Source organism: Pseudomonas sp. Irchel s3a12 (assembly GCF_900187485.1).
In the GTDB taxonomy this organism is placed as follows: domain Bacteria; phylum Pseudomonadota; class Gammaproteobacteria; order Pseudomonadales; family Pseudomonadaceae; genus Aquipseudomonas; species Aquipseudomonas neuropathica.
Genome location: NZ_FYDN01000001.1, coordinates 363,902 through 388,336, shown reverse-complemented (window position 1 = coordinate 388,336; position 24,435 = coordinate 363,902). Strand labels below are relative to the sequence as shown.

The window sequence follows — 24,435 nt, the reverse complement described above, 5'->3', positions numbered from 1 at the left end:
ACCCATGTTCAAATATATTGGCGACATCGTTAAGGGTACTGGTACCCAGTTGCGCAGCCTGGTCATGGTCTTCGGCCATGGCTTTCGCAAGCGCGACACCCTGCAATACCCGGAAGAAGCGGTTTACCTGCCACCACGCTACCGTGGTCGCATCGTCCTGACCCGCGACCCCGATGGCGAAGAGCGTTGCGTTGCCTGCAACCTGTGCGCCGTGGCTTGCCCGGTGGGTTGCATCTCGCTGCAGAAAGCGGAAACCGAAGACGGTCGCTGGTACCCGGACTTCTTCCGTATCAACTTCTCGCGCTGCATTTTCTGCGGTCTCTGCGAGGAAGCCTGTCCGACCACCGCGATCCAGCTGACTCCGGATTTCGAGATGGCCGAGTTCAAACGTCAGGACCTGGTGTACGAGAAAGAAGATCTGTTGATCTCCGGCCCCGGCAAAAACCCTGATTACAACTTCTATCGTGTTGCAGGTATGGCAATCGCTGGCAAGCCGAAAGGCTCCGCGCAGAACGAAGCCGAACCGATCAACGTGAAGAGCTTGCTGCCTTAAGGAAGAACGATGGAATTCGCTTTCTATTTCGCATCGGGTATCGCTGTTGTGTCCACGCTTCGCGTAGTCACCAACACCAACCCTGTGCACGCCCTGCTCTACCTGATCATCTCGTTGATCGCCGTGGCCATGACCTTCTTCGCACTCGGCGCGCCGTTCGCCGGCGTGCTGGAAGTGATCGCCTACGCCGGCGCCATCATGGTGCTGTTCGTGTTCGTGGTGATGATGCTGAACCTCGGCCCGGCCTCGGTTCAGCAAGAACGCGTCTGGCTCAAGCCCGGCATCTGGGCCGGTCCGGTGATTCTCGCCGCCTTGCTGCTGGCCGAACTGCTGTATGTGCTGTTCGCTCACCAGAGCGGCCAGGCCATCGGCCACACCACCGTAGACGCGAAAGCCGTGGGCATCAGCCTGTTCGGTCCGTACCTGCTGGTGGTCGAACTCGCCTCGATGCTGCTGCTTGCCGCAGCCGTCACGGCGTTCCATTTGGGCCGTAACGAGGCGAAGGAGTAAGACATGCCTGCTATCCCTCTCGAACATGGTCTGGCAGTTGCCGGCATCCTGTTCTGCCTTGGTCTGGTCGGCCTGATGGTCCGCCGCAACATTTTGTTCGTGTTGATGAGTCTGGAAGTGATGATGAACGCCTCTGCACTGGCGTTCATTGTTGCTGGCGCCCGTTGGGGCCAGCCGGATGGACAGATCATGTTCATCCTGGTGATCAGCCTTGCAGCCGCCGAGGCCAGTATTGGTCTGGCGATCCTGCTGCAACTGTATCGCCGCTTCCACACGCTCGATATCGACGCTGCCAGTGAGATGCGCGGATGAATCTTATCTTTCTGACTTTCGTATTCCCTCTGATCGGTTTCCTGCTGCTGTCGTTCTCCCGTGGACGCTGGTCGGAAAACCTCTCGGCACTGATCGGCGTGGGTTCCATTGGCTTGTCGGCGATCGTCGCCGCCTACGTCATCTGGCAATTCAACGTCGCACCTCCCGAAGGCGGTCACTACACCCTGGTGCTGTGGAAGTGGATGGCGGTCGAAGGCTTCAAGCCTGACTTCGCCCTCTACGTCGACGGCCTGTCGATCACCATGCTCGGCGTGGTCGTTGGCGTCGGTTTCCTTATCCACCTGTTCGCATCCTGGTACATGCGCGGCGAAGCGGGATACTCGCGCTTCTTCTCGTACACCAACCTGTTTATCGCCAGCATGCTGTTCCTGGTACTCGGCGATAACCTGTTGTTCCTGTACTTCGGCTGGGAAGGCGTGGGCCTGTGCTCGTACCTGTTGATCGGTTTCTACTACAGCAACCGCAACAACGGTAACGCCGCACTCAAGGCCTTCATCGTGACCCGGATCGGCGACGTGTTCATGGCCATCGGCCTGTTCATCCTGTTCCAGCAAGTGGGCACGCTGAACATCCAGGAACTGCTGGTGCTGGCACCGCAGAAATTCCAGGTCGGTGACTTCTGGATCACCTTGGCGACCCTGATGCTGCTGGGTGGCGCTGTAGGTAAATCGGCACAACTGCCGCTGCAAACCTGGCTCGCGGACGCAATGGCCGGTCCTACTCCGGTTTCGGCACTGATCCACGCCGCGACCATGGTGACCGCCGGTGTCTACCTGATCGCCCGTACCCACGGTCTGTTCACCCTGGCGCCGGAAATCCTCCACCTGGTCGGCATCGTTGGTGGCGTGACCCTGGTTCTGGCCGGTTTCGCCGCACTGGTACAGACCGACATCAAACGTATCCTCGCCTACTCGACCATGAGCCAGATCGGCTACATGTTCCTGGCGCTGGGCGTTGGTGCATGGGATGGCGCGATTTTCCACCTGATGACCCACGCCTTCTTCAAGGCCCTGCTGTTCCTTGCTTCCGGTGCGGTGATCGTTGCCTGCCACCACGAGCAGAACATCTTCAAAATGGGCGGTCTGTGGAAGAAACTGCCACTGGCCTACGCCAGCTTCATCGTCGGTGGTGCCGCCCTGGCCGCTCTGCCACTGGTTACCGCAGGCTTCTACTCCAAGGACGAAATCCTTTGGGAAGCGTTCGCCAGCGGCAACCACGGTCTGCTTTACGCAGGTCTGGTCGGCGCGTTCATGACTTCGCTGTACACCTTCCGCCTGATCTTCATCACGTTCCACGGTGAAGCCAAGACTGAAGCCCACGCCGGTCACGGCATCTCGCACTGGCTGCCACTGTCGGTGCTGATCGTGCTGTCGACTTTCGTCGGCGCCATGATCGTGCCACCGCTGCACGGCGTGCTGCCAGAAAGCGTTGGTCATGCCGGTGGCGAAGCCAAGCACAGTCTGGAAATCGCTTCGGGCGCCATCGCCCTGGCCGGTATCCTGCTGGCAGCGCTGCTGTTCCTCGGCAAGCGTCGCTTCGTAACGGCAATCGCCAATAGCGGCATCGGCCGCTTCCTTTCGGCCTGGTGGTTCGCTGCCTGGGGCTTCGACTGGATCTACGACAAACTGTTCGTCAAGCCTTACCTGGCGATCAGCCACGTACTGCGCAAAGACCCGCTCGACCAGACCATTGGTCTGATCCCGCGTATGGCCAAGGGTGGTCACACTGCCCTGAGCCGCACCGAGACCGGTCAACTGCGTTGGTACGCTGCTTCGATGGCTGCTGGTGCCGTGCTGGTGATTGGCGCCATCGTGCTGGTAGCGGTCTGATATGAACCTTGCGAATTTGCGAAAGGAAACGAGCCCGTCATGATTCTGCCTTGGCTAATCCTGATCCCCTTCATCGGCGGCCTGCTGTGCTGGATGGGTGAGCGCTTCGGCGCTACCCTCCCGCGCTGGATTGCGCTGTTGACCATGACCCTGGAACTCGCCCTCGGCCTCTGGCTGTGGGCCCACGGTGACTATTCATTTGCACCGGCGCCTGGCGCCGATCCGACCTGGGCGCTTGAGTTCAAGCATGTCTGGATCCAGCGCTTCGGCATCAACGTGCACCTGGCCCTCGACGGCCTGTCGCTGTTGATGATCCTGCTGACCGGTCTGCTGGGTATCCTCTCGGTACTCTGCTCGTGGAAAGAGATTCAACGTCACGTTGGCTTCTTCCACCTGAACCTGATGTGGATCCTGGGCGGCGTTGTCGGCGTGTTCCTCGCCCTCGACCTGTTCATGTTCTTCTTCTTCTGGGAAATGATGCTGGTGCCGATGTACTTCCTCATCGCGCTCTGGGGTCACAGTTCTTCGGACGGCAAGAAAACCCGGATCTACGCAGCGACCAAGTTCTTCATCTTCACTCAGGCTTCCGGCCTGATCATGCTGGTGGCGATCCTCGGTCTGGTGCTGGTCAACTTCAACAATACTGGCGTGATTACCTTCAACTACGCCGACCTGTTGAAAACCAAGATGTCGATGACCACCGAGTACATTCTGATGCTCGGCTTCTTCATCGCCTTCGCGGTCAAGCTGCCAGTGGTTCCGTTCCACTCGTGGTTGCCTGATGCCCACGCCCAGGCGCCGACTGCCGGTTCCGTCGACCTCGCCGGTATCTTGCTGAAAACCGCTGCTTACGGTCTGCTGCGTTTCGCCCTGCCGCTGTTCCCGAATGCTTCGGCCGAGTTTGCGCCGATCGCCATGACCCTCGGTCTGATCGGGATCTTCTACGGTGCGTTCCTCGCTTTCGCACAAACCGATATCAAGCGTCTGATCGCCTTCTCGTCCGTTTCCCACATGGGTTTCGTGTTGATCGGCATCTACTCCGGCAGCCAACTGGCGCTGCAAGGTGCAGTGATCCAGATGTTGGCGCACGGTGTGTCGGCGGCGGCACTGTTTATCCTCAGCGGTCAGTTGTACGAGCGTCTGCACACTCGTGACATGCGTGAGATGGGCGGTCTGTGGTCGCGTATCGCTTACCTGCCGGCGATCAGCCTGTTCTTCGCAGCCGCATCCCTGGGCTTGCCGGGTACCGGTAACTTTGTCGGTGAGTTCCTGATCCTGATCGGCTCCTTCGCAAGCTGGCCGTGGATCACTGCAATTGCCACCTCCGGTCTGGTGTTCGGTTCGGTCTACTCGCTGATCATGATCCACCGTGCCTACTTCGGTCCGTCGAAATCGGATTCGATCCTGCACGGTATGGACGCTCGCGAACTGATCATGGTGCTGGGCCTTGCGGTGCTGCTGGTTTACCTCGGCGTCTACCCGCAACCGTTCCTCGACACCTCTGCCGCCACGATGCATGGCGTGCAGCAGTGGCTCGGCACCGCCTTCACTCAACTCGCTTCGGCCCGGTAAGAGCGCTATGGAATTCACGATTCAACACTTTATTGCGCTTGCGCCACTGTTGATCACCAGCCTCACCATTATCGTGGTGATGCTGGCAATCGCCTGGCGCCGCAACCACTCGCAGACCTTCCTGATCTCGGTCGCCGGTCTGAACCTGGCCTTGCTGTCGATCCTGCCAGCCCTGAAAGTCGCGCCTCTGGCCGTGACTCCACTGCTGCAAATCGACACCTTCGCTTGCCTGTACATGGCGCTGATCCTGGTCGCCACCCTCGCCTGTGTGACCCTCGCCCACGCCTACTTGGGTGATGGCGGTTCGGGTTACCCGGGCAACCGTGAAGAACTGTACCTGCTGATCCTGATGGCCGCCGCCGGTGGTCTGGTTCTGGTCAGCGCGCAGCACCTGGCCGGTTTGTTCATCGGTCTGGAACTGCTCTCGGTGCCGGTCTACGGTCTGGTGGCTTATGCCTTCTTCAACAAGCGTTCGCTGGAAGCCGGCATCAAATACATGGTGCTGTCGGCCGCCGGTTCTGCATTCCTGTTGTTCGGTATGGCGCTGCTGTACGCAGACTCGGGTTCGCTGAGCTTCGTTGGCATCGGTCAGGCTCTGGCTGCGACTGGCCTGCCTAGCTCGCTGGCACAACTGGGCCTGGGCATGATGCTGATCGGTCTGGCGTTCAAGCTGTCGCTGGTACCGTTCCACCTGTGGACGCCGGACGTTTACGAAGGTGCTCCGGCACCGGTGGCTGCGTTCCTCGCGACTGCGTCGAAGGTTGCGGTGTTTGCGGTGATGGTGCGTCTGTTCCAGATCTCCCCTGCTGCCAGCAGCGGCGTCCTGAGCGACGTGCTGACCGTTATCGCCATCGCCTCGATCCTGTTCGGTAACCTGCTGGCCCTGACCCAGAGCAACCTCAAGCGTCTGCTCGGTTACTCGTCCATCGCGCACTTCGGCTACCTGCTGATCGCACTGGTGGCGAGCAAGGGACTGGCGGTGGAAGCCATCGGCGTGTACCTGGTCACCTACGTGATCACCAGCCTCGGCGCGTTCGGCGTGATCACCCTGATGTCCTCGCCGTACAACGGCCGTGACGCGGATGCCTTGTACGAATACCGCGGCCTGTTCTGGCGCCGTCCGTACCTGACCGCCGTGCTGACCGTGATGATGCTGTCGCTGGCGGGTATCCCGCTGACTGCTGGCTTCATCGGCAAGTTCTACATCATCGCTACCGGTGTTGAATCGCACCAATGGTGGCTGGTCGGCTCCTTGGTACTGGGCAGCGCCATCGGCGTCTTCTACTACCTGCGCGTGATGGTCACCCTGTACCTGATCGAGCCAAACCTGCGTCGCCACGACGCCCAGCTGCACTGGGAACAAAAGGCAGGCGGCGTGATGCTGCTGGCCATCGCCCTGGTCGCGTTCTTCCTGGGTGTGTACCCGCAGCCATTGCTGACACTGGTTCAGCAGGCGGGTCTGGCGGGCTGATTGCTTGGCTGGCTAGAAATGAAAACGGCACCTTCGGGTGCCGTTTTTGTTTTTGTGGGATCTTTTACCAATGCTATGCCCTTCCTACTGAAATCCCCGAAATCTCGCGCCCTACTGTTGGGTTCCTCCTACAGCCAGAATTTGGCTTTTTGCTTATCTTGTTCGACGTAAAAGACATCGATCCAAATCGAGTCCGTCTTCAGGAACGAGAAAATAAAACTCCAGCGGAAATCAGAAATGAACAACACAAATGGCCAATCAAAACCTGAGGACGCGAGCAGACCGACACCTCCCCATAAACCTTCTGTTCCGGTTGTACGTCGCGTCGTGAACGAGAAAGTCATTAACCGTAAAGAAATAGCGCTGGATCGCAAGTAACGTAGAAGCACAAAAGTCTACTAGCTACGCAAAACGGCACCTTCGAGTGCCAGTTTCGTTTTGTAGAGTTACCGTCAAAAGATCACAGCCTTTAGGAGATGCCGAAGACTGAGGTCTTTTGATCTCAACGCCCTCCCCTTTTTAGGAATTTGCCTGCAAACCCCTGAGCAATGGCTGACATTCCGTAGAAGACATTTTTCGTTAAATTCGGGGATCACATATCAAGTGGAGATCCACGAACCATGAAGCGGGATATTTATTCAGAATTGATGAATGGCCTTGATGCGTTAGCCGAAGAACGCCAAGGCAAAATCACCTTGAAGAAGACCCGGGTAACACGGATCGGCGCCATGAAAGGCAAACTCATACTTCCCGCCGAAATTGATGCATCTGTATCACATGGCTTGCTGGATACCTTCGAAAGATAAAAGCCACATCCGCTCACATGTGATCTATCAGAATCATCCGGATTACTGTGGGAGCGAGCCTGCTCCGGGCGGCGTTCCGACGAAGGCGTCGGCACATCAACCCTCTTCAGAGCCTGGCACTCCGCTTTCGCGAGCAGGCTCACTCCTACAGATTGTGTGTCGTTCCCAACACTCAGGTACACCTCAGACCACTTGTGGGAGCGAGCCTGCTCGCGAAGGCGTAGACACTTTCAACATCTTGATTGGCTGACACTCCGCTTTCGTCGGAACGCCGCCCAGAGCAAGCTCGCTCCCACAGGTTTGTGTGGCGTTCACTCAATCCATATAACCACATGACGAAATTGTAATTCCCCCATCACCTCGACGTTATCCGCAGCTTGCAACGATGTCACCCGGCGACCATGCCGGCGGGCCCTGCCCCGCCGAACAATAAAACCCACGCCGAAGCACGTTCCCGTTCTGCCGAACCCAAGGAGTGTTTGATGGTTAACCCTACAAAAATATCGATGGCCGCTTTAGCGGTGGTGGTCGGCGCCGGGCCGTCCATGGTGTTTGCAGAAGACAAACCCGAAGGCTTTGTCGAAGGCAGCAGCCTTACGCTGCTCAACCGCAATTTCTACTTCAATCGTGATCATCGCAATGGTCAGTCCAGCCCCACCGGCAACGGTTATTCCGAGGCTTGGGCGCATGCCGTGATCAGCAAGTTCGAATCCGGTTTCACCCAAGGCACCGTCGGAGTTGGGGTCGATGCGTTTGCGATGATTGGGCTGAAACTCGACACCGGTGACGGCCGTAATGGCGGGCGCAGTTCGTTTGATGTGTTGCCGGTCAACAGCGACGGCGAAGCGCGGGACGAATACACCAAGGTCGGCGGCGCCGCGAAAGTGCGGGCGTTCGATACGGTGATCAAGGTCGGTGATGTGTTCCCGGTCAACCCGGTGGTTGCGGCGGGTGACTCGCGCTTGTTGCCGGAAAGTTTTCGCGGGGTGACAGCGAGCAACACCAGCATTGAAGGTCTGTCGGTGCAGGGCGGTCGGTTGCACGCGATGAGCCAACCGGTGTCCAGCGACATGCGCGAGAACTTCGCGACCTTCTACGCAGGCCCAGTCAATTCGCCGTGGATCGCGTATGGCGGCGGCGATTATGCGCTGAACAAGAATCTCAGTTTCAGCCTGTACTCCAGTCGCCTGAAGGATGCGTGGAACCAGTATTACGCCGGCACCGCCTGGACCTATCCGCTCTCGGATGACCTATCGCTGTTCGGTGGCCTGAACTATTACAAGGCCATCGACGAGGGCAAACAACTGCTCGGCGAGTTCGACAACAACATCTGGAGCGGCCGCGTTGGCGTCAAGCTTGGTGCCCACTCCGTCGCCCTCTCCCACCAGCGCAACAACGGCAATGACGACTTCGATTACCTGCGCCAGTCCGATTCGATCTTCCTCGACAACTCGATCCAGTACAGCGACTTCAACTCGCCGAAAGAGCGTTCGTGGATGGTGCGCTATGACCTCGACATGAGCACTTATGGCGTACCCGGTCTGACGTTCATGACCCGTTACGCACGCGGCACCGACGCCGACTATTCCAACGCTAACGCCGTGTATATGCGCCGCGATGCCGAGGGCAATCCGCTGACCGATCAGAAACGTTGGGAGCGCGATATCGAAGTCAAATACGTGGTGCAAAGCGGTTCGATGAAAGACCTGTCACTGCGCTTGCGCCAAGCCACAACCCGCGCCACGGCGTTCGAGTCGGATCTGGATGAAGTGCGGGTGATTGTCGAGTATCCGCTGGCGATTCTTTGATTGCGCGGTTGATGCAAATTCACCTTTAGAAGCTCCTTGCTCCTTTGGTAAGAGGTGAATCTTTTGGCGTCCTTCGGGGCGCTTTTTTTTGCTCTGCGTTTTGCCGTGGTTATGTATTCCAGGTTCAGGCCCGGCCCTCACCCTAGCCCTCTCCCAGAGGTAGAGGGGACTGACCGAGTTGGCTGTTGAAGATACATCGACCTGAAAAACCGAGGCGTACTCTGGTTTTGAATGGCTTGAAAGCCTGCTCCCTTCCCCCTCGCCCCATGGGTGAGAGGGGACTGACCGAGCTGGTTGTTGAAGATACATCGACCTGAAAAACCGAGGCGTACTCTGGTTTTGAATGGCTTGAAAGCCTGCTCCCTTCCCCCTCGCCCCATGGGTGAGAGGGGACTGACCGAGCTGGTTGTTGAAGATACATCGACCTGAAAAACCGAGGCGTACTCTGATTTTGAATGGCTTGAAAGCCTGCTCCCTTCCCCCTCGCCCCATGGGTGAGAGGGGACTGACCGAGCTGGTTGTTGAAGATACATCGACCTGAAAAACCGAGGCGTACTCTGGTTTTGAATGGCTTGAAAGCCTGCTCCCTTCCCCCTCGCCCCATGGGTGAGAGGGGACTGACCGAGTTGGCTGTTGAAGATACATCGACCTGAAAAACCGAGGCGTACTCTGGTTTTGAATGGCTTGAAAGCCTGCTCCCTTCCCCCTCGCCCCATGGGTGAGAGGGGACTGACCGAGCTGGTTGTTGAAGATACATCGACCTGAAAAACCGAGGCGTACTCTGGTTTTGAATGGCTTGAAAGCCTGCTCCCTTCCCCCTCGCCCCATGGGTGAGAGGGGACTGACCGAGCTGGTTGTTGAAGATACATCGACCTGAAAAACCGAGGCGTACTCTGATTTTGAATGGCTTGAAAGCCTGCTCCCTTCCCCCTCGCCCCATGGGTGAGAGGGGACTGACCGAGCTGGTTGTTGAAGATACATCGACCTGAAAAACCGAGGCGTACTCTGATTTTGAATGGCTTGAAGGCCTGCTCCCTTCCCCCTCGCCCCATGGGTGAGAGGGGACTGACCGAGCTGGTTGTTGAAGATACATCGACCTGAAAAACCGAGGCGTACTCTGATTTTGAATGGCTTGAAAGCCTGCGCCCTTCCCCCTCGCCCCATGGGTGAGAGGGGACTGACCGAGCTGGTTGTTGAAGATACATCGACCTGAAAAACCGAGGCGTACTCTGGTTTTGAATGGCTTGAAAGCCTGCTCCCTTCCCCCTCGCCCCATGGGTGAGAGGGGACTGACCGAGCTGGTTGTTGAAGATACATCGACCTGAAAAACCGAGGCGTACTCTGATTTTGAATGGCTTGAAAGCCTGCTCCCTTCCCCCTCGCCCCATGGGTGAGAGGGGACTGACCGAGCTGGTTGTTGAAGATACATCGACCTGAAAAACCGAGGCGTACTCTGATTTTGAATGGCTTGAAGATCCGCTCCCTTCCCCCTCGCCCCCTCGGGGGAGAGGGCTGGGGTGAGGGGGCAGGATTTTGAGGTCAACGCAAAAACAACTGTTAAAAACTGGCCATTGATAACTACGCGTTTGGATCTACGTTATCCAGTGCCTTGTTCACCGCCAGTTCGCCAAGCATGACCACCTGCGCGATACCGAGCAGGGTCTTGCGATGGGTGCCGCCTAATAGCGCAGCGAAGTCACCGAGCATCACCGTGGCCGAGGCCAGAGATTCGCTGGCGTTGGCCAGTAATGATTCGGTGTCGGCTTTGGGATTGACCAGGAACATCTGGTTGGGGATGTACGGTGCGGACATGATGGCGGTCGACGGTTTGAGGTAGAAATCGAGGGCGCGGTCGGCGGCTTCGTGGAGTTTTCGGGTGTCGACGGAGGCGTAAGGCGATGTTGAGTTGGCGTCGGGGATGGCGTCTGTTTCGGGGGGATTTGGGGTTGGCTTTTTCATAATGTTTTACTCAGCTTGAAGGTGGAGCTGGCCCTTTCGGTTCCACGCGAAAGGGTGGCAGCTGTACGCAGGTTGGAACCCGGGCAACTGAGCAAACCCGACAGACTCGAAGTCTCCCGCGCACAGCCGCCATAACGGAGTGCACACATGAAAGTGCGCAAGCATACGTCATGAACAGTGCGTTTTGCTTCAGTTGAGCCGCGGGGTTCCAATCCCGATCGCTGAATTGGCAGCGACCCGCACAGGCTAGAGAGCTGACGTCCGACGGACAACCTGAAAACATTGTGGGAAGGTTCCGCACTTCTCACACAACCTTTAAACATCACGAATTGAAATACGCAGCGTGATATTGCAATTCGGCCCCTGTAGGAGCTGCCGAAGGCTGCGATCTTTTGATCTTGATCTTGATCTTGAAAATCAAAGTCAAAAGATCGCAGCCTTCGGCAGCTCCTACACGGGACCGCGTTTCGCCGTGAAGGATTCAGCTCCCGCCGTTTCGACACACGCCCATCACGTTGTACTTGATGGTATTGAGCAGACCTTTGGAGTCCTCGTAGGTCATCGCGGTGGGCACCACTTTGCACGCCGCCTGCGGCTTCACCACGCTCACCACTTTGACCACGTCCAGCTTCATTCCGTATTCGTAATCCTTCACCACCGGCGGCGCTTTGCCCTGGTTGGCGGCGTACTGTTCCATGGCTTTGCTGTTGGCGCTGAGCGCGCGTTCAAAGGTGCGGTCACCACCGCCTTCGGCCAGCACATTCGCAGACATCGCCATTACGCCGACGAACGCGATCCACTTGAGCATGTTCATATCCATTTCCTTCCCGTCCGGGCTTGAAAAAAAAGCCCGGCATCGATGCGCGATGAAGGGCTTGTTCAGGTGCGGCAGGCTTACAGATCGCGGGTCTTGTCGTCCTTCTTGTCGGTGACGACCACCGGGTTGCCGGCGGCTTTTTCCTTGGCGACGAACCGTTCCATGGAGCGGTCGTTGCTGGTCATCATCCGCTCGAATGTGCGGTCGCCGCCGCCTTCTGCCAACGCTACGGAAGAGATCGCCAGAGCGGCTGCGAAGGCAGTGAGTTGGGTAAGTTTCATCGTTGATTCCTCGTTTAAGTAACTGACGGGATCAAGGTAACAATCCGAACCTATCGTGACGGTGGCGGGGAAATTACATATCCGTTATGTGCCCGGCACTCTCCTGAAGTCGAACACAAAACCTGTAGGAGTGAGCCTGCTCGCGATAGCGGTGGGTCAGTCAATGTAGATCTGACTGATAGACCGCTATCGCGAGCAGGCTCACTCCTACAGAGGGGATTACCTATTTAGTTGGAACGGCGTCCTCATCCCGGCGATGGGCGAGTTGGTAGAGCGCCGGCAAGATCAGCAGCGTGAGGATCGTGGAAGACAGAATCCCGCCGATCACCACGGTCGCCAGCGGACGCTGCACCTCCGCGCCGGTGCCGGTCGCAAGCGCCATCGGGATGAAGCCCAGCGACGCCACCAGTGCTGTCATTAACACTGGCCGCAAACGAGTGAGAGCACCTTCGTGAATGGCGTCCGAAAGCGACCGCCCCTCCTCGCGCAAATTACGAATAAACGCAATCATCACCAAGCCGTTCAACACCGCCACCCCGGACAACGCGATAAACCCGACCCCCGCCGAAATCGACAGCGGAATATCCCGCAACCACAACGCCATCACCCCGCCAGTCAGCGCAAACGGAATCCCGGTAAACACCAGCAAGCCATCCTTCAGGTTGTTGAACATCATGAACAACAACCCGAACACCAACAGCAACGCCACCGGCACCACGATCTGCAAGCGCTTGGCCGCCGATTGCAGTTGTTCAAACTGGCCGCCCCAACTGGTCCAGTAACCGGCCGGGACTTGCACATCACGCTCGATCACCTCACCGGCCTCGCTGACAAACGAACCAATGTCACGCCCACGCACGTTGGCACTGACGATCACCAGTCGCTTGCCGTTCTCGCGGCTGACCTGATTCGGCCCGAGCACCAGGTCGAGGCTGGCGACGTCTTGCAGCGCGATGAAGCCGATCTGATTCGCAGCGCCACTCAGTGCCGGCACTGGGATCAGCAGTGCCGACAAGCCGTCGATGTCCTTGCGCATGGCATCGGACAGGCGCACGACCATATCGAAACGCCGATCACCCTCATACAACGTCCCGGCCTGACGACCACCAACTGCAACGGCAATGGTGTCCTGCACATCACCGACGTTGAGTCCGTAACGCGCGGCTTTATCGCGATCGATGTTGATGGTCAGCACCGGCAACCCGGTAGTCTGCTCAACCTTGACCTCGGATGCGCCGTTGACCTTCTGCATGGCAGCAGCGATTTTCGCAGCGGTGGCGTTGAGCACGTCCATGTCATCACCAAACACCTTGACCGCGACGTCGCTGCGCACGCCGGAGATCAGCTCGTTGAAACGCAACTGGATCGGCTGCGACAGTTCATAGTTGCTGCCCGGCAGCGTCGCGGCGGCGGCTTGCAGTTCGGCCATCAGGGTTTCGCGGGACTTGCCTGGGTCCGGCCACTGGTCCTTGGGTTTGAGCATCACGTAGCTGTCAGAGATGTTCGGCGGCATCGGATCCGAGGCGATTTCGGCCGTGCCTGTGCGGGCAAACACGCGCTCGACTTCCGGCACTTTCGCCAGAATCAACGTCTCCAGGCGCTGCTGCATATCCACCGATTGCGTCAGGCTAGTGCCCGGCACGCGCAGCGCTTGCAGGGCAAAATCCCCTTCGCTGAGGCTCGGCACAAACTCGCTGCCCATGCGACTGGTGAGCATACCGCTGAGCACAATCACACCCAACGCCGCGCCCACTGCGATTGCGCGATGGGACATGACCCAGGCCAGCGCCGGCGCATAAACGCGACGTGCGCCACGCATCACCGCGCCCTCTTCTTCCTTGACCTTGCCCGTCACGAACAGCGCAATCGCCGCCGGCACAAAGGTCACCGACAACAGCATCGCGCCAAGCAAAGCGATGACCACGGTAAACGCCATCGGGTGAAACATTTTCCCTTCGACACCACTCAACGCGAAGATCGGCAGGTACACCACCATGATGATCAACTGGCCGAAAATCAGCGGTCGCCGCGCCTCTTTCGCTGCGGCAAAGACTTCCTTGAAACGCTCGGCACGGGTCAGCAAACGTCCGTGATGCTGCTGCGCATGGGCCAGTCGACGCAGGGTGTTTTCAACGATCACCACCGCGCCGTCGACGATGATGCCGAAGTCGAGCGCACCCAGGCTCATCAGGTTGGCGCTGACCTTGTTGCTGAACATGCCGGTAAAGGTGAACAGCATCGACAGCGGAATCACCATCGCGGTAATCAGCGCCGCGCGGATATTGCCGAGGAACAGAAACAGAATCGCGATCACCAGAATCGCGCCCTCGATGAGGTTCTTTTTCACCGTGGCGATGGCTTTATCGACCAGGTGCGTGCGGTCGTACACCGGCACGGCGATCACGCCTTGCGGCAAGGATTTGTTGATTTGTTCGAGTTTGCTGGCCACCGCTTGCGAGACTGTGCGGCTGTTCTCGCCGATCAACATGAACACCGTGCCGAGCACCACTTCACGCCCGTTTTCCGTGGCCGCGCCGCTGCGCAATTCGCGGCCGATTTCCACTGTCGCGACGTTCTTCACCCGGATCGGCGTGCCGTCAACGTTGGCCATGACAATGTTGGCGATGTCCTCGGTGCTCGCCACTTGCCCCGGCGCGCGAATCAGCAATTGCTCGCCGCTGCGCTCGATGTAACCGGCGCCGACGTTGGCGTTGTTGCGCTCCAGCGCGGTGACCAGATCGGTGAGGGTCAGCTTGTACGCGGCCAGGCGTTTCGGGTCCGGAGCGATCTGATATTCCTTGGCGAAACCGCCGATGGTGTTGATCTCGGCCACGCCCGGCACGTTGCGCAATTGCGGCTTGATGATCCAGTCCTGAATCACCCGCAGGTCGGTCGGCGTGTAGGCTGTGCCGTCGTCCTTGAGTGCGCCCTCCTTGGCTTCCACTGTCCATAAAAAGATCTCGCCGAGGCCGGTGGAAATCGGCCCCATCACCGCTTCGGCGCCTTCGGGCAATTGCTCCTTGGCGATCTGCAGACGCTCGTTGACCAATTGCCGGGCGAAGAACAGGTCGGTGCCGTCCTTGAAGATCACCGTGACTTGCGACAGGCCCGAGCGCGACAGCGAACGGGTCTGTTCAAGTGCCGGCAAACCGGCCATCGCGGTTTCAATCGGAAAGGTGATGCGCTGCTCGGTTTCCAGCGGCGAGAACCCGGCGGCGCCGGTGTTGATTTGCACCTGGACGTTGGTGATGTCGGGCACGGCGTCGATCGGCAGTTTTTGATAACTGGCGATGCCGAGGCCGGCCATGAGCAGAACGGCGAGCAGCACGATGATGCGCTGCTCGATGGCAAACTGGATCAGGCGTTCGAACATGGGATTCTTCCGGATCAGTGGCTGTGCTCGGCTGAGGCTTTGCCCAGCTCCGACTTGAGGACGAAGCTGCCGGCGCTGGCGACTTGCGCGCCCGCCTCCAGGCCCTGGGTGATTTCCACCTGCCCGGCGGCGCGACTGCCCAGCTCCACCGCGTGCGATTTGAAGCCGTCGTCAGTGCGCACGAACACCGTGGGTTTGTCCTCGACGGTCTGGATCGCGCTTTCCGGCACCGCGACTTTCGCCTGACGGCTGTCGGTGGCCACCAGCGCCGTGACGAACAACCCCGGACGCCACGAGCCCTGCGGGTTCTCCAGGGTGACGCGCACGGTCGCGGTGCGGGTTTGTTCGCCAAGCAGACTGCCGACGTAAGCCACGCTACCGGTGACTTGCGCGTTCAACTCCGGCGCGCTGACGGTGACGGCTTTACCCACCTGCACCTTGGTCAAATCCTTGGGCGAAACGCCGAACGTCACCCACACCCGCGACAAATCCGAGAGCGTGAAAGCCGCCGTGGTTTCATCGACCACCTCCCCCGGCGTCAGGTGTTTTTCCACCACCACACCATCGAACGGCGCACGCAGCTCGTAGCGGTTGCCGCCAGTGGCGACCACGCTGCCGCTGAGCACGCTGATCTTTTGCCGCGCATTGCTCACGGCGATTTCGGCTTCTTGCAGTGCCTGGCGCGCCTGGAGGAAATCCTGCTCGGCGGAGATCTTGTCCTGCCAGAGCTTTTTCTCGCGCTCATAGGTGGTGCGCGCCAAGGCCAAACGACGTTGCGCGGCAGCTTGCTCACTGCGTTGATCAGATATCTGCTGACTGGCGATCACCGCCAGCAACTGACCCTTCTTCACCGTCTGCCCGAGGTTGACCGCCACCGTCTCGACCACGCCCGGAACGCGCGGTACAACGTGGGCGGTGCGGTCTTCGTCGAAGCGCACTTCGCCGGGGAACGGCAGGCCGCGGCTGATGTTTTGCGGTTTTGCCTCGGCCAGTTGAATGCCGGCAGCACTGATCTGCTCCGCACTCAATTCGATGTGTCCCTCTTCGGCATGCTCAGCCGCTGCACCCTCTTCGGCGTGATCGGCATGCTCAGAAGTCTCGTCGGCATGCGCGTCGATGCTTGCGTTACCTGACCACTGCGAGCCGATACCAATGCCCAGCGCCAACGTCGCCACCGCGACAATCATCAATTTTTTATCCATGGAAACTCCTCTGCGCCGAGCCATCGCGCAGTTGTCTGAAAAGTGAAATTCAACGGCTGACGCTGAGGTCGCCGAAGATCCGTTCGATGCGTACGCGGGCGTCGGTGGCTTCGCTGACGGCCTGGATGTATTGGCTGCGAGCGCTGATCAAGGTGCGTTGCGCGTCGAGCACATCGAGAAAGCCGAACTTGCCCATTTCGAAACCGCGCGTGGCGCTGTCGACCGCACTTTGCGCGGCGGGCAGGATGGTCTGGTTGAACGCAGTGACTTCGCCGTTGGCGGTCTGCCATTGCTCAAGGCTGGTCTGGACTTCCGTGCGCAATCGCAGCTCGGTGGCGTTGCGCAGATCCCGCGCCTGATCGGTTCGGCGCGCGGCCGCGAGGACGTTGCCCTGATTGCGGTTGAACAGCGGAATCGGCATCGACAGCCCGACCACATTGACCCGTTCGCGCTCGGTTTCGCTGTACTGGCTGCCGATGCTCACGGTGAGATCGGGAATGCGCTGGGACTTTTCCAGGCCCAGCGATGCTTCGCGCTGATCGATCTGCAACTTGGCCAGACGCAGTTCGGCAGTCTCGTTCAGACGCTCGAGCAAGCGGGTCGGTGGGGGTACGGCAGCGAGGCTTTGCGTGGCTGCTTGTACATTTGTCGAGGTCGGCAACGGTGCGCCCATGACCTGCGCCAATTGTTGATAGGCGTTGGCCTGATCGCGTTCGGCGCGGCTCAGTTCCAGGCGTACTTCCGAGAGCTGCACCTGTGCTCGCGTGCCTTCGACAGGTGAGGATTTGCCGGCCTCGATTCGACCTTGTGCCACGCGCAAACCGTGCTCGGCCAGTTGCATGGATTGGCGGGACAACTGCAAGCGCTGTTGCGCGGTTTGGGCGCCGTTGAACGCCTGAATGACGTCGGCGCGCAAGGCATTGCGCTTGCGCTCCAGCTCGATGCCGGCGGCGTCCTGCGCGCGGCTGGCGACGTCGATGCGCGCGCCGCGCTTGCCACCCAGTTCGATCGGCTGGCTGAGCTTCACTGTGGTGGTGCGGGATTCGCGGCGCGTGTCTTCGGCCTCCCAGGATACTTCGGGGTTGGGGATCAGCCCGGCCTGTTGACGGTCACCTTCGGCGATACCGATTTCCCATTGGGCGGCGGCCAGATCCGGGTTGCCAGCGAAGGCGCTTTGCAGTGCTTGGTCGAGGGTCAGAGTCGATGCACTGGCAAGGCTGGTACTGGCCAACAACAGAATGCCGCTGGCTGCTTTTTTCAGGCGTGATGGCGCCGTCAGTTGTCTTGAACCGGGCAATGGAAGACTTCCTTCAATTAAGGATTTTTCGATGCCGCCACGGTAGGGTTTTGAACTTATCGACAAGGTGACTGAAAGATTACAAATCCGTTATCCACGGTTGCAGGAAGTTGTTTTGCTCTAGCATGCGCAGTGCGCACGCAATTACGCAATACATGGAAACAAATACACTGAAGTTATCTGCCGAACAGCACTTGCCTGAAACGAGTTCTCATGAGGCACGCTCACGGATACTGCGACAGGCTGTCGCAGCAGCTCTATTCAGGGCTTTACCGAAAGGTTTTTCGTTGACTCTGTAGCGACTACAGCCTTTACCTTGCACGCCTGCAAACAGAGAAACCTCTGTAAGAACATATTTAGTCGTTAATAAAACTCGTCCGGAAGCCCTTACAAAAACAATAACTTTCCCGGCCACCCTTAATTAAATATCCATTAAATAAAAGTGGTGATAGATCATGCGAATCCTTGTCATCGAGGACGAGCTTAAAGCTGCCGAATACTTGCATCAGGGTTTGACCGAAAGTGGCTATATCGTTGACCACGCGGCCACTGGCGCCGATGGACTGCATCTGGCGCAACAACAGGTTTATGACCTGATCATCCTCGACGTCAATCTGCCGGAACTCGACGGCTGGGGCGTGCTGGAACAATTGCGCCGCACCCACTCAACGCGAGTGATGATGCTGACCGCGCGCGGGCGTCTGGCCGACAAGATTCGCGGGCTGGATCTGGGCGCCGACGACTATCTGGTCAAGCCATTCGAGTTTCCCGAACTGCTGGCGCGGGTGCGCACATTGATGCGGCGCAGCGAAAACATCCCGGTACCGCAAGTACTGAAAGTCGCTGATCTGGAACTCGATCCCGGGCGTCATCGCGCGTTTCGCGGCGAGCAGCGCATCGACCTGACCACCAAGGAATTCGCCCTGCTGCATCTGCTCATGCGCCAGTCAGGCGAAGTGCTGACCCGCACGCAGATCATTTCGCTGGTGTGGGACATGAATTTCGACTGCGACACCAATGTGGTCGAAGTGTCGATCCGGCGATTGCGGGCCAAAATCGATGAGCCGTTCGACAATAAACTGATCCACACTTTGCGCGGTGTCGGCTACGTGCTGGAGGCGCGGGAATGAAGCCGGCCAGCCTGTCGATGCGCCTGGGTCTGACGGTGAGTACGCTAGGCGCGTTGCTAGTGGTGTTTCTGGCGATCCTCGCGTATTTCGCCCTGACCCATGAGCTGAATGCCCTTTCCAGAGACAGCCTGGAAAAGAAAATGGCGCAGGTTGAGCACAGCCTGTCGCTGTACGCCGATGCCAACGAAATCAGCGGAAAACCGCACATCCTGCTGGATCAGGTGATGGGGCACGACAACCTCACACTGACGATTTACGATCGCGCCAATCTACGTGCGCCACTGCTCAAATCCGGTACCGGCCTGGCTGATCCGCGGCTTGAATTGAAGGTCGTGCGGGCGATCACCGATGACCTCGCCTACTCGACCAGCACCGACGCCGATGGCGCTAAATTCCTCACCGCGTCGAGGCTGATCGGCCTCAAGGACGGCACCCGCGTACCGGTGCTGCTGTCGATGGACAACGCCCATGACGAGGCCCTGCTCAGTGCCTATTTGCGTTCGACGCTGATTGCCTTGCCGTTGTTGCTGATCTTCATTGGCCTGACTGCCTGGGGCGCGGTGCAGCGCGGGCTGGCGCCGATGCGCGAGTTTCGCAAAGTGGCGGCAATGGTCTCGACCCAGGATCTGGATCATCGGCTGTCAGTGGTGAACATGCCGCAGGAGTTGAGCGAACTGGCGCAGGGCATCAACGTCATGCTGCATCGGCTGGATGCCGGTGTGCAGCAGTTGTCGCAGTTCTCCGATGATCTGGCGCATGAGTTGCGCACGCCGATCAATAACCTGATGGGCAAGGCGCAAGTGACACTGTCGCGCGAGCGCAGCGTGGAGGAATACAAGGATGTGCTGGTGTCGTGTACCGAAGAGCTGGAGCGCGTGGCGCGGATTGTCTCGGACATGCTGTTTCTGGCGCAGGTGAGTCATCCATCGGCGCTGGCACCTTTTGAGTCGGTGGCACTGGAGGCGGAAGCGCTGAAGGTGGCGGAGATGTTTTCGCTGTCGGCGCAGGACAAACAGATTCATTTGAATGTGCTCGGCAGCGCCTCGGTGATGGGCGATCGGTTGATGATTCAGCGGGCGATTTCCAATCTGCTGTCCAACGCGCTGCGGCATTGTCCGACCGGGAAAACCGTGACGTTGCTGATCGAGCAAGGCGCGACGCAGACGTCACTGCTGGTCAGCAATCCTGGCGCGGGGATCGAGGCGCAGCATTTGCCGCATCTGTTTGATCGCTTCTACCGCGTCGACAGCAGCCGCTCGCGCTCGCAGGGCAGTACCGGATTGGGGCTGGCGATCGTGCGCTCGATCATGAGCCTGCATCACGGCGTGGCCGACGTGAAGAGCCTGCCGGGGGCGATGACCGTGTTTCGCCTCGGATTCCCTTCGGTGCCGCCCATGGCCCCATCGCTTGCAGGCAAGCTCCCACAGTGAGTTGCGGTGTACGCAGCGTTTTGTGCACGCCACAGAAACCTGTGGGAGTCTGGCTTGCCTGCGATGGCGGCGGGTCAGTCGATATTTTTGTACGATTTTTTACCGATTTGCTCCCGTCCCCACACAAACGCCGAAAGCTCTCGCCGCAACCTCCGTTTTGTCCTACAGCCAGTTTTGAGCAGATGGCTCTATGGTGGAGGCCTTGGCAGATGGAATACCGACGAGAGGCAAAAAATGAACAGGGATATCGTTTGCGAATGGGCTGAAGAGGTGTATGGATTGGCAGCGCTGAAATATTCTGGCTATATTTATCCAGAATACAGGAGTGAGCTGATGATCATCGTTCCGCTGGCTGAAGCCAAAAATAATTTATCCAAACTCGTCGATGATGCCGCTGCTGGCCAGGTCATCACGATTGCCAAGCATGGCCGGCCGATGGCTCGCCTCGTTCCCGTAGGAAAACCCAGCGCTCAACGTATTGGCGCAATGAAAGGCAAACTGGTGTTACCGGACGATTTCGACTCACCATTGCCCGATGACATGCTTGATGCATTTGAGGGCACTCAAGCATGAGGCTTCTGCTCGACACGCACATTTTGCTCTGGACGCTCAGTGATGACGCCAGACTGTCCGGCAAAGCCAGAAAACTGATTGAGAACGCCGCCGAAATCTACATCAGCGCCGCCACCTTCTGGGAAATGGCGATCAAGGTCGGACTCGGCAAGCTGAATGTTGATCTGGAAGAAGTCCGCCAATATTGTCTCGACAGTGGCTTTATCGAACTGCCAGTGACTGCAGAGCACGCCATCGCCGTGAAGGATCTTGAGCACCATCATCGCGATCCGTTTGACCGCATTATCGTGGCCACAGCAATGACCGAACCGATGAAGTTGCTCACAGCCGATGCTTTGGTTGCTCGGTACACCGATCTGGCTGTTTTAGTCTAATCACCTCCCCTGAACCTGTGGGAACCAGCCTGCTGACGACGGCGGCGGGTCAGTCGATATCTTTTTCGTATGACACACCGCTATCGCGAGCAGGCGAAGGCCTACAGAGGTTTGCGGCGTACACCGCATCTGTGAACGATGCAAAAAACTGTAGGCCTTCGCCTGCTCGCGATAGCAATGGCAAAGGCAGCAAAAAAAAACGGCACCTTCCGGTGCCGTTCGCCTTTCACATTTCAGCTTTTACTTACGCGCATCCGCCCACGATTTCAGCAGTTCGTTGTAGCTCACGGTCTCGCCCTTCGGCTTCTCGTTCGCCAGTTTCGGCTTCGGTGCGCCCGGTTGATCGAACCAGTACTGAGCATCGCGCTCCGGATTCATCTTCGGCGCGCAAGTGGCCTGGACCTTGGAGCGTTCGAGGCGCGTCATGATCGCGTCCTGATCTTTCGCCAACCCATCCAGCGCTTGCTGCGGAGTCTTCTCGCCGCTGGCCGCTTCGGCGATGTGGCTCCACCACAATTGCGCCAGACGCGGATAGTCCGGAACGTTGGTGCCGGTCGGGGTCCATTGCACGCGGGCCGGGCTGCGATAGAACTCGACCAGACCGCCAAGTTTCGGCGCCAGGTCAGTCATCGCTTGCGAGTTGATGTCCGACTCACGAATCGGCGTCAGGCCGACGATGGTTTTCTTCAGCGATACGGTTTTGGAAGTCACGAACTGCGCGTACAGCCACGCCGCGAGTTTCTGTTTCTCAGGCGTGGACTTCATGAACGTCCACGAACCCACGTCCTGATAACCAAGCTTCATGCCCTCTTCCCAATACGGCCCGCGCGGTGACGGTGCCATGCGCCATTTCGGCGTGCCGTCGGCGTTGACCACCGGCAGGCCCGGCTTGGTCATGTCGGCGGTGAACGCGGTGTACCAGAAGATTTGCTGCGCAATGTTGCCCTGCGACGGCACCGGACCGGATTCGGAGAAGGTCATGCCCGCCGCTTCCGGTGGCGCGTACTTCTTCAGCCAGTCGACATACTTGGTGGTGGCGAACACCGCCGCCGGGCCGTTGGTGTCGCCGCCACGGGTCACGCTGGAGCCGACCGGGTGGCAGTCCTCGACGCGAATCCCCCACTCGTCCACCGGCAAACCGTTGGGCAACCCTTTGTCGCCGCCACCGGCCATGGAGAACCAGGCATCGGTGAAGCGCCAGCCCAGCGACGGGTCTTTCTTGCCGTAGTCCATGTGCCCGTAAACGCGTTTACCGTCGATCTCCTTGACGTCTTCGCTGAAGAATTTGGCGATGTCTTCATAAGCCGACCAGTTCACCGGCACGCCCAATTCGTAGCCGTACTTTTCCTTGAACTTGGCTTTCAGATCGGCGCGTTCGAACCAGTCGGCGCGGAACCAATAGAGGTTGGCGAATTGCTGGTCGGGAAGTTGATAGATCTTGCCGTCCGGCGCGGTGGTGAACGAGATGCCGATGAAGTCCTTGATGTCGAGGGTTGGCGAGGTGAAGTTCTTGCCTTCGTTGGCCATCAGGTCGGTGATCGATTCGGTTTTGCCGTAGCGAAAGTGCGTACCGATCAGGTCCGAGTCGTTGACCCAGCCGTCATAGATATTCTTGTCCGACTGCATCACCGTCTGCATTTTCTCGACCACGTCGCCTTCTTGCAGCAGGTCGTGGGTGAGTTTGATCCCGGTGATTTCGCTGAACGCCTTGGCCAGCACTTTCGACTCGTACTCGTGGGTGGTCAGGGTCTCGGAAACGACCTTGATGTCCATGCCGCGAAACGGCTCGGCCGCTTTGATGAACCACTTCAACTCTTCGAGTTGCTGCTCGGCCGTCAGGGTCGACGGTTTGAATTCACTGCCGATCCATTTTTTCGCCGCGTCTTCGTAGGCATCCGCCCACGCGGCGGCGCTCAAACCGCTGAGTGCCAGCATGGCTGCCAATGAAATGCTATGTCGCAGCTTATTGTTTTTGTCGAACATAGAGACCTCCTGTTTAAGTTGTGGAGCCGCGTTGCCGAACGACTCGACTAGCCCCAACGCATCACAGCCAACAGCCACACCAGGGACAACGCGGACGCTACCCAGATGCTCCAGTCGGTGGCGCCGATCACCAGCAAATGCAGGTAGGCGCTGCCGAGAAGACCGATAAACAAACGATCGCCACGGGTGGTGGCAATCGGCAGAAAACCTCGCCGCAGGATGCTCGGCGAGCGCAATTCCCACGTCGTCATGCCGACCAGAATCAGGCCGATGACGATGAAGAATGCTGCGGTAGGCGTGGTCCAGCTCATCCATTCCATCATCAGCTCCTCAGACCCGACCGAGGGCAAAGCCCTTGGCCACGTGGTTGCGAACAAACCAGATCACCAGCATGCCCGGCAGGATGGTCAACACCCCCGCCGCTGCCAGCACGCCCCAGTCGATGCCCGAAGCGGACACCGTACGCGTCATCACCGCCGCAATCGGCTTGGCGTTTACCGAGGTCAACGTGCGCGCGAGCAGCAATTCGACCCAGGAAAACATGAAGCAGAAAAACGCCGTGACGCCAATGCCGGAACCGATCAGCGGGATGAAAATCTTTACGAAGAACTTGGGAAAACTGTAGCCGTCGATGTAGGCGGTTTCGTCGATTTCCTTCGGCACGCCGGACATGAAGCCCTCCAGAATCCACACCGCCAGCGGCACGTTGAACAGGCAATGCGCCAAGGCTACGGCGATGTGCGTGTCGAACAGACCAATCGACGAATACAACTGAAAGAACGGCAGCAGAAACACCGCCGGCGGCGCCATGCGGTTGGTCAGCAGCCAGAAGAACAGGTGCTTGTCGCCGAGAAAACGGTAGCGCGAAAACGCATAGGCCGCCGGCAACGCCACGCTCAGCGAGATCACCGTGTTCAGGCTCACGTAGTACAGCGAGTTCAGATAACCGGTGTACCAGCTCGGATCGGTGAAGATCACCTTGTAGTTCGCCAGCGTGAAATCCTGTGGGAAAAGCGTCAGGCCGCCGAGGATTTCGGTGTTGCTCTTGAAGGACATGTTCAGCAGCCAGTAGATCGGCACCAGCAGGAACAGGATGTAGACCAGCAACGGAATAAGCTTTCTTTTGCTCATGGC

20 protein-coding genes and 1 pseudogene are annotated in these 24,435 nt (G+C 58.6%); 12 read left to right on the top strand and 9 right to left on the bottom strand.

Going from position 1 to position 24,435, the window contains the following annotated elements; genetic code table 11:
- The first annotated feature begins 4 nt into the window (after positions 1-4).
- The 8 genes and pseudogenes from nuoI to CKW14_RS01730 all read left to right on the top strand — a co-directional run bounded on the left by nuoI (position 5) and on the right by CKW14_RS01730 (position 8,882).
- Complete coding sequence (nuoI, locus tag CKW14_RS01765) at positions 5-553, top strand: NADH-quinone oxidoreductase subunit NuoI (RefSeq protein ID WP_007920177.1); 549 nt, start codon at positions 5-7, stop codon at positions 551-553.
- 9 nt (positions 554-562) lie between these two features.
- On the top strand, positions 563-1,063 hold the full coding sequence (gene nuoJ, locus CKW14_RS01760; protein WP_007920176.1) for an NADH-quinone oxidoreductase subunit J: 501 nt from the start codon (positions 563-565) through the stop codon (positions 1,061-1,063).
- Positions 1,064-1,066: 3 nt separating this feature from the next.
- Positions 1,067-1,375 carry an NADH-quinone oxidoreductase subunit NuoK gene (gene nuoK, locus CKW14_RS01755; RefSeq protein ID WP_003223790.1) on the top strand — a complete coding sequence of 103 codons (309 nt, stop codon included), beginning with the start codon at positions 1,067-1,069 and terminating at the stop codon, positions 1,373-1,375.
- Positions 1,372-3,225: an NADH-quinone oxidoreductase subunit L gene (gene nuoL, locus CKW14_RS01750; protein ID WP_007920175.1), complete on the top strand. Its 1,854-nt coding sequence runs from the start codon at positions 1,372-1,374 to the stop codon at positions 3,223-3,225. Before nuoK ends, nuoL begins: the two co-directional genes overlap by 4 nt.
- Before the next feature lie 39 nt (positions 3,226-3,264).
- Entirely contained in the window at positions 3,265-4,797 is a 1,533-nt protein-coding gene (gene nuoM / locus CKW14_RS01745) for an NADH-quinone oxidoreductase subunit M (protein ID WP_016986254.1), read from the top strand.
- A 7-nt stretch (positions 4,798-4,804) separates the two neighbouring features.
- Positions 4,805-6,268 carry an NADH-quinone oxidoreductase subunit NuoN gene (gene nuoN / locus CKW14_RS01740; protein WP_007920173.1) on the top strand — a complete coding sequence of 488 codons (1,464 nt, stop codon included), beginning with the start codon at positions 4,805-4,807 and terminating at the stop codon, positions 6,266-6,268.
- 620 nt (positions 6,269-6,888) lie between these two features.
- Positions 6,889-6,981 (top strand): annotated as a pseudogene (locus tag CKW14_RS30130) (transcriptional regulator); the annotation flags it as partial.
- Between the two features lie 575 nt (positions 6,982-7,556).
- Positions 7,557-8,882 (top strand): OprD family porin, encoded by a 1,326-nt coding sequence (locus CKW14_RS01730; protein ID WP_095124493.1) that lies wholly within the window; start codon positions 7,557-7,559, stop codon positions 8,880-8,882.
- Between the two features lie 1,578 nt (positions 8,883-10,460).
- Here CKW14_RS01730 and CKW14_RS01725 read toward each other — a convergent pair.
- The 6 genes from CKW14_RS01725 to CKW14_RS01700 all read right to left on the bottom strand — a co-directional run bounded on the left by CKW14_RS01725 (position 10,461) and on the right by CKW14_RS01700 (position 17,811).
- Positions 10,461-10,841 carry a DUF6124 family protein gene (locus CKW14_RS01725; RefSeq protein WP_095124492.1) on the bottom strand — a complete coding sequence of 127 codons (381 nt, stop codon included), beginning with the start codon at positions 10,839-10,841 and terminating at the stop codon, positions 10,461-10,463.
- A 481-nt stretch (positions 10,842-11,322) separates the two neighbouring features.
- Positions 11,323-11,655 (bottom strand): DUF2790 domain-containing protein, encoded by a 333-nt coding sequence (locus tag CKW14_RS01720; protein WP_095124491.1) that lies wholly within the window; start codon positions 11,653-11,655, stop codon positions 11,323-11,325.
- An 80-nt stretch (positions 11,656-11,735) separates the two neighbouring features.
- Positions 11,736-11,939 carry a co-regulatory protein PtrA N-terminal domain-containing protein gene (locus tag CKW14_RS01715; RefSeq protein WP_095124490.1) on the bottom strand — a complete coding sequence of 68 codons (204 nt, stop codon included), beginning with the start codon at positions 11,937-11,939 and terminating at the stop codon, positions 11,736-11,738.
- A gap of 223 nt (positions 11,940-12,162) precedes the next feature.
- The gene (locus CKW14_RS01710; RefSeq protein ID WP_095124489.1) at positions 12,163-15,312 is read right to left on the bottom strand and encodes a CusA/CzcA family heavy metal efflux RND transporter; all 3,150 of its coding nucleotides are present in this window, start codon (positions 15,310-15,312) and stop codon (positions 12,163-12,165) included.
- Between the two features lie 14 nt (positions 15,313-15,326).
- Positions 15,327-16,514, bottom strand: a complete 1,188-nt coding sequence (locus CKW14_RS01705; RefSeq protein WP_095124488.1) for an efflux RND transporter periplasmic adaptor subunit — start codon at positions 16,512-16,514, stop codon at positions 15,327-15,329.
- A gap of 49 nt (positions 16,515-16,563) precedes the next feature.
- On the bottom strand, positions 16,564-17,811 hold the full coding sequence (locus CKW14_RS01700; protein WP_095124487.1) for a TolC family protein: 1,248 nt from the start codon (positions 17,809-17,811) through the stop codon (positions 16,564-16,566).
- 455 nt (positions 17,812-18,266) lie between these two features.
- Here CKW14_RS01700 and CKW14_RS01695 point away from each other — a divergent pair, with 455 nt between their 5' ends.
- The 4 genes from CKW14_RS01695 to CKW14_RS01680 all read left to right on the top strand — a co-directional run bounded on the left by CKW14_RS01695 (position 18,267) and on the right by CKW14_RS01680 (position 21,318).
- Positions 18,267-18,941, top strand: a complete 675-nt coding sequence (locus CKW14_RS01695; protein WP_095124486.1) for a heavy metal response regulator transcription factor — start codon at positions 18,267-18,269, stop codon at positions 18,939-18,941.
- The gene (locus CKW14_RS01690; RefSeq protein WP_095124485.1) at positions 18,938-20,371 is read left to right on the top strand and encodes a heavy metal sensor histidine kinase; all 1,434 of its coding nucleotides are present in this window, start codon (positions 18,938-18,940) and stop codon (positions 20,369-20,371) included. The genes CKW14_RS01695 and CKW14_RS01690 overlap by 4 nt, the downstream gene beginning before the upstream one ends.
- 234 nt (positions 20,372-20,605) lie before the next feature.
- Positions 20,606-20,944, top strand: a complete 339-nt coding sequence (locus CKW14_RS01685; RefSeq protein WP_256587172.1) for a type II toxin-antitoxin system Phd/YefM family antitoxin — start codon at positions 20,606-20,608, stop codon at positions 20,942-20,944.
- Positions 20,941-21,318 (top strand): type II toxin-antitoxin system VapC family toxin, encoded by a 378-nt coding sequence (locus tag CKW14_RS01680; protein WP_008083738.1) that lies wholly within the window; start codon positions 20,941-20,943, stop codon positions 21,316-21,318. The genes CKW14_RS01685 and CKW14_RS01680 overlap by 4 nt, the downstream gene beginning before the upstream one ends.
- Before the next feature lie 240 nt (positions 21,319-21,558).
- Here the strand turns inward: CKW14_RS01680 and CKW14_RS01675 are convergent, their stop codons facing one another.
- The 3 genes from CKW14_RS01675 to CKW14_RS01665 are packed head-to-tail and all read right to left on the bottom strand — an operon-like array spanning position 21,559 to position 24,432.
- On the bottom strand, positions 21,559-23,301 hold the full coding sequence (locus CKW14_RS01675) for an ABC transporter substrate-binding protein (protein WP_095124484.1): 1,743 nt from the start codon (positions 23,299-23,301) through the stop codon (positions 21,559-21,561).
- A 47-nt stretch (positions 23,302-23,348) separates the two neighbouring features.
- Positions 23,349-23,621, bottom strand: coding sequence for a DUF2160 domain-containing protein (locus CKW14_RS01670; protein WP_007912485.1), 273 nt, complete (start codon positions 23,619-23,621; stop codon positions 23,349-23,351).
- 10 nt (positions 23,622-23,631) lie between these two features.
- Positions 23,632-24,432, bottom strand: coding sequence for a carbohydrate ABC transporter permease (locus tag CKW14_RS01665; protein ID WP_003192012.1), 801 nt, complete (start codon positions 24,430-24,432; stop codon positions 23,632-23,634).
- Between the last annotated feature and the right edge of the window lie 3 nt (positions 24,433-24,435).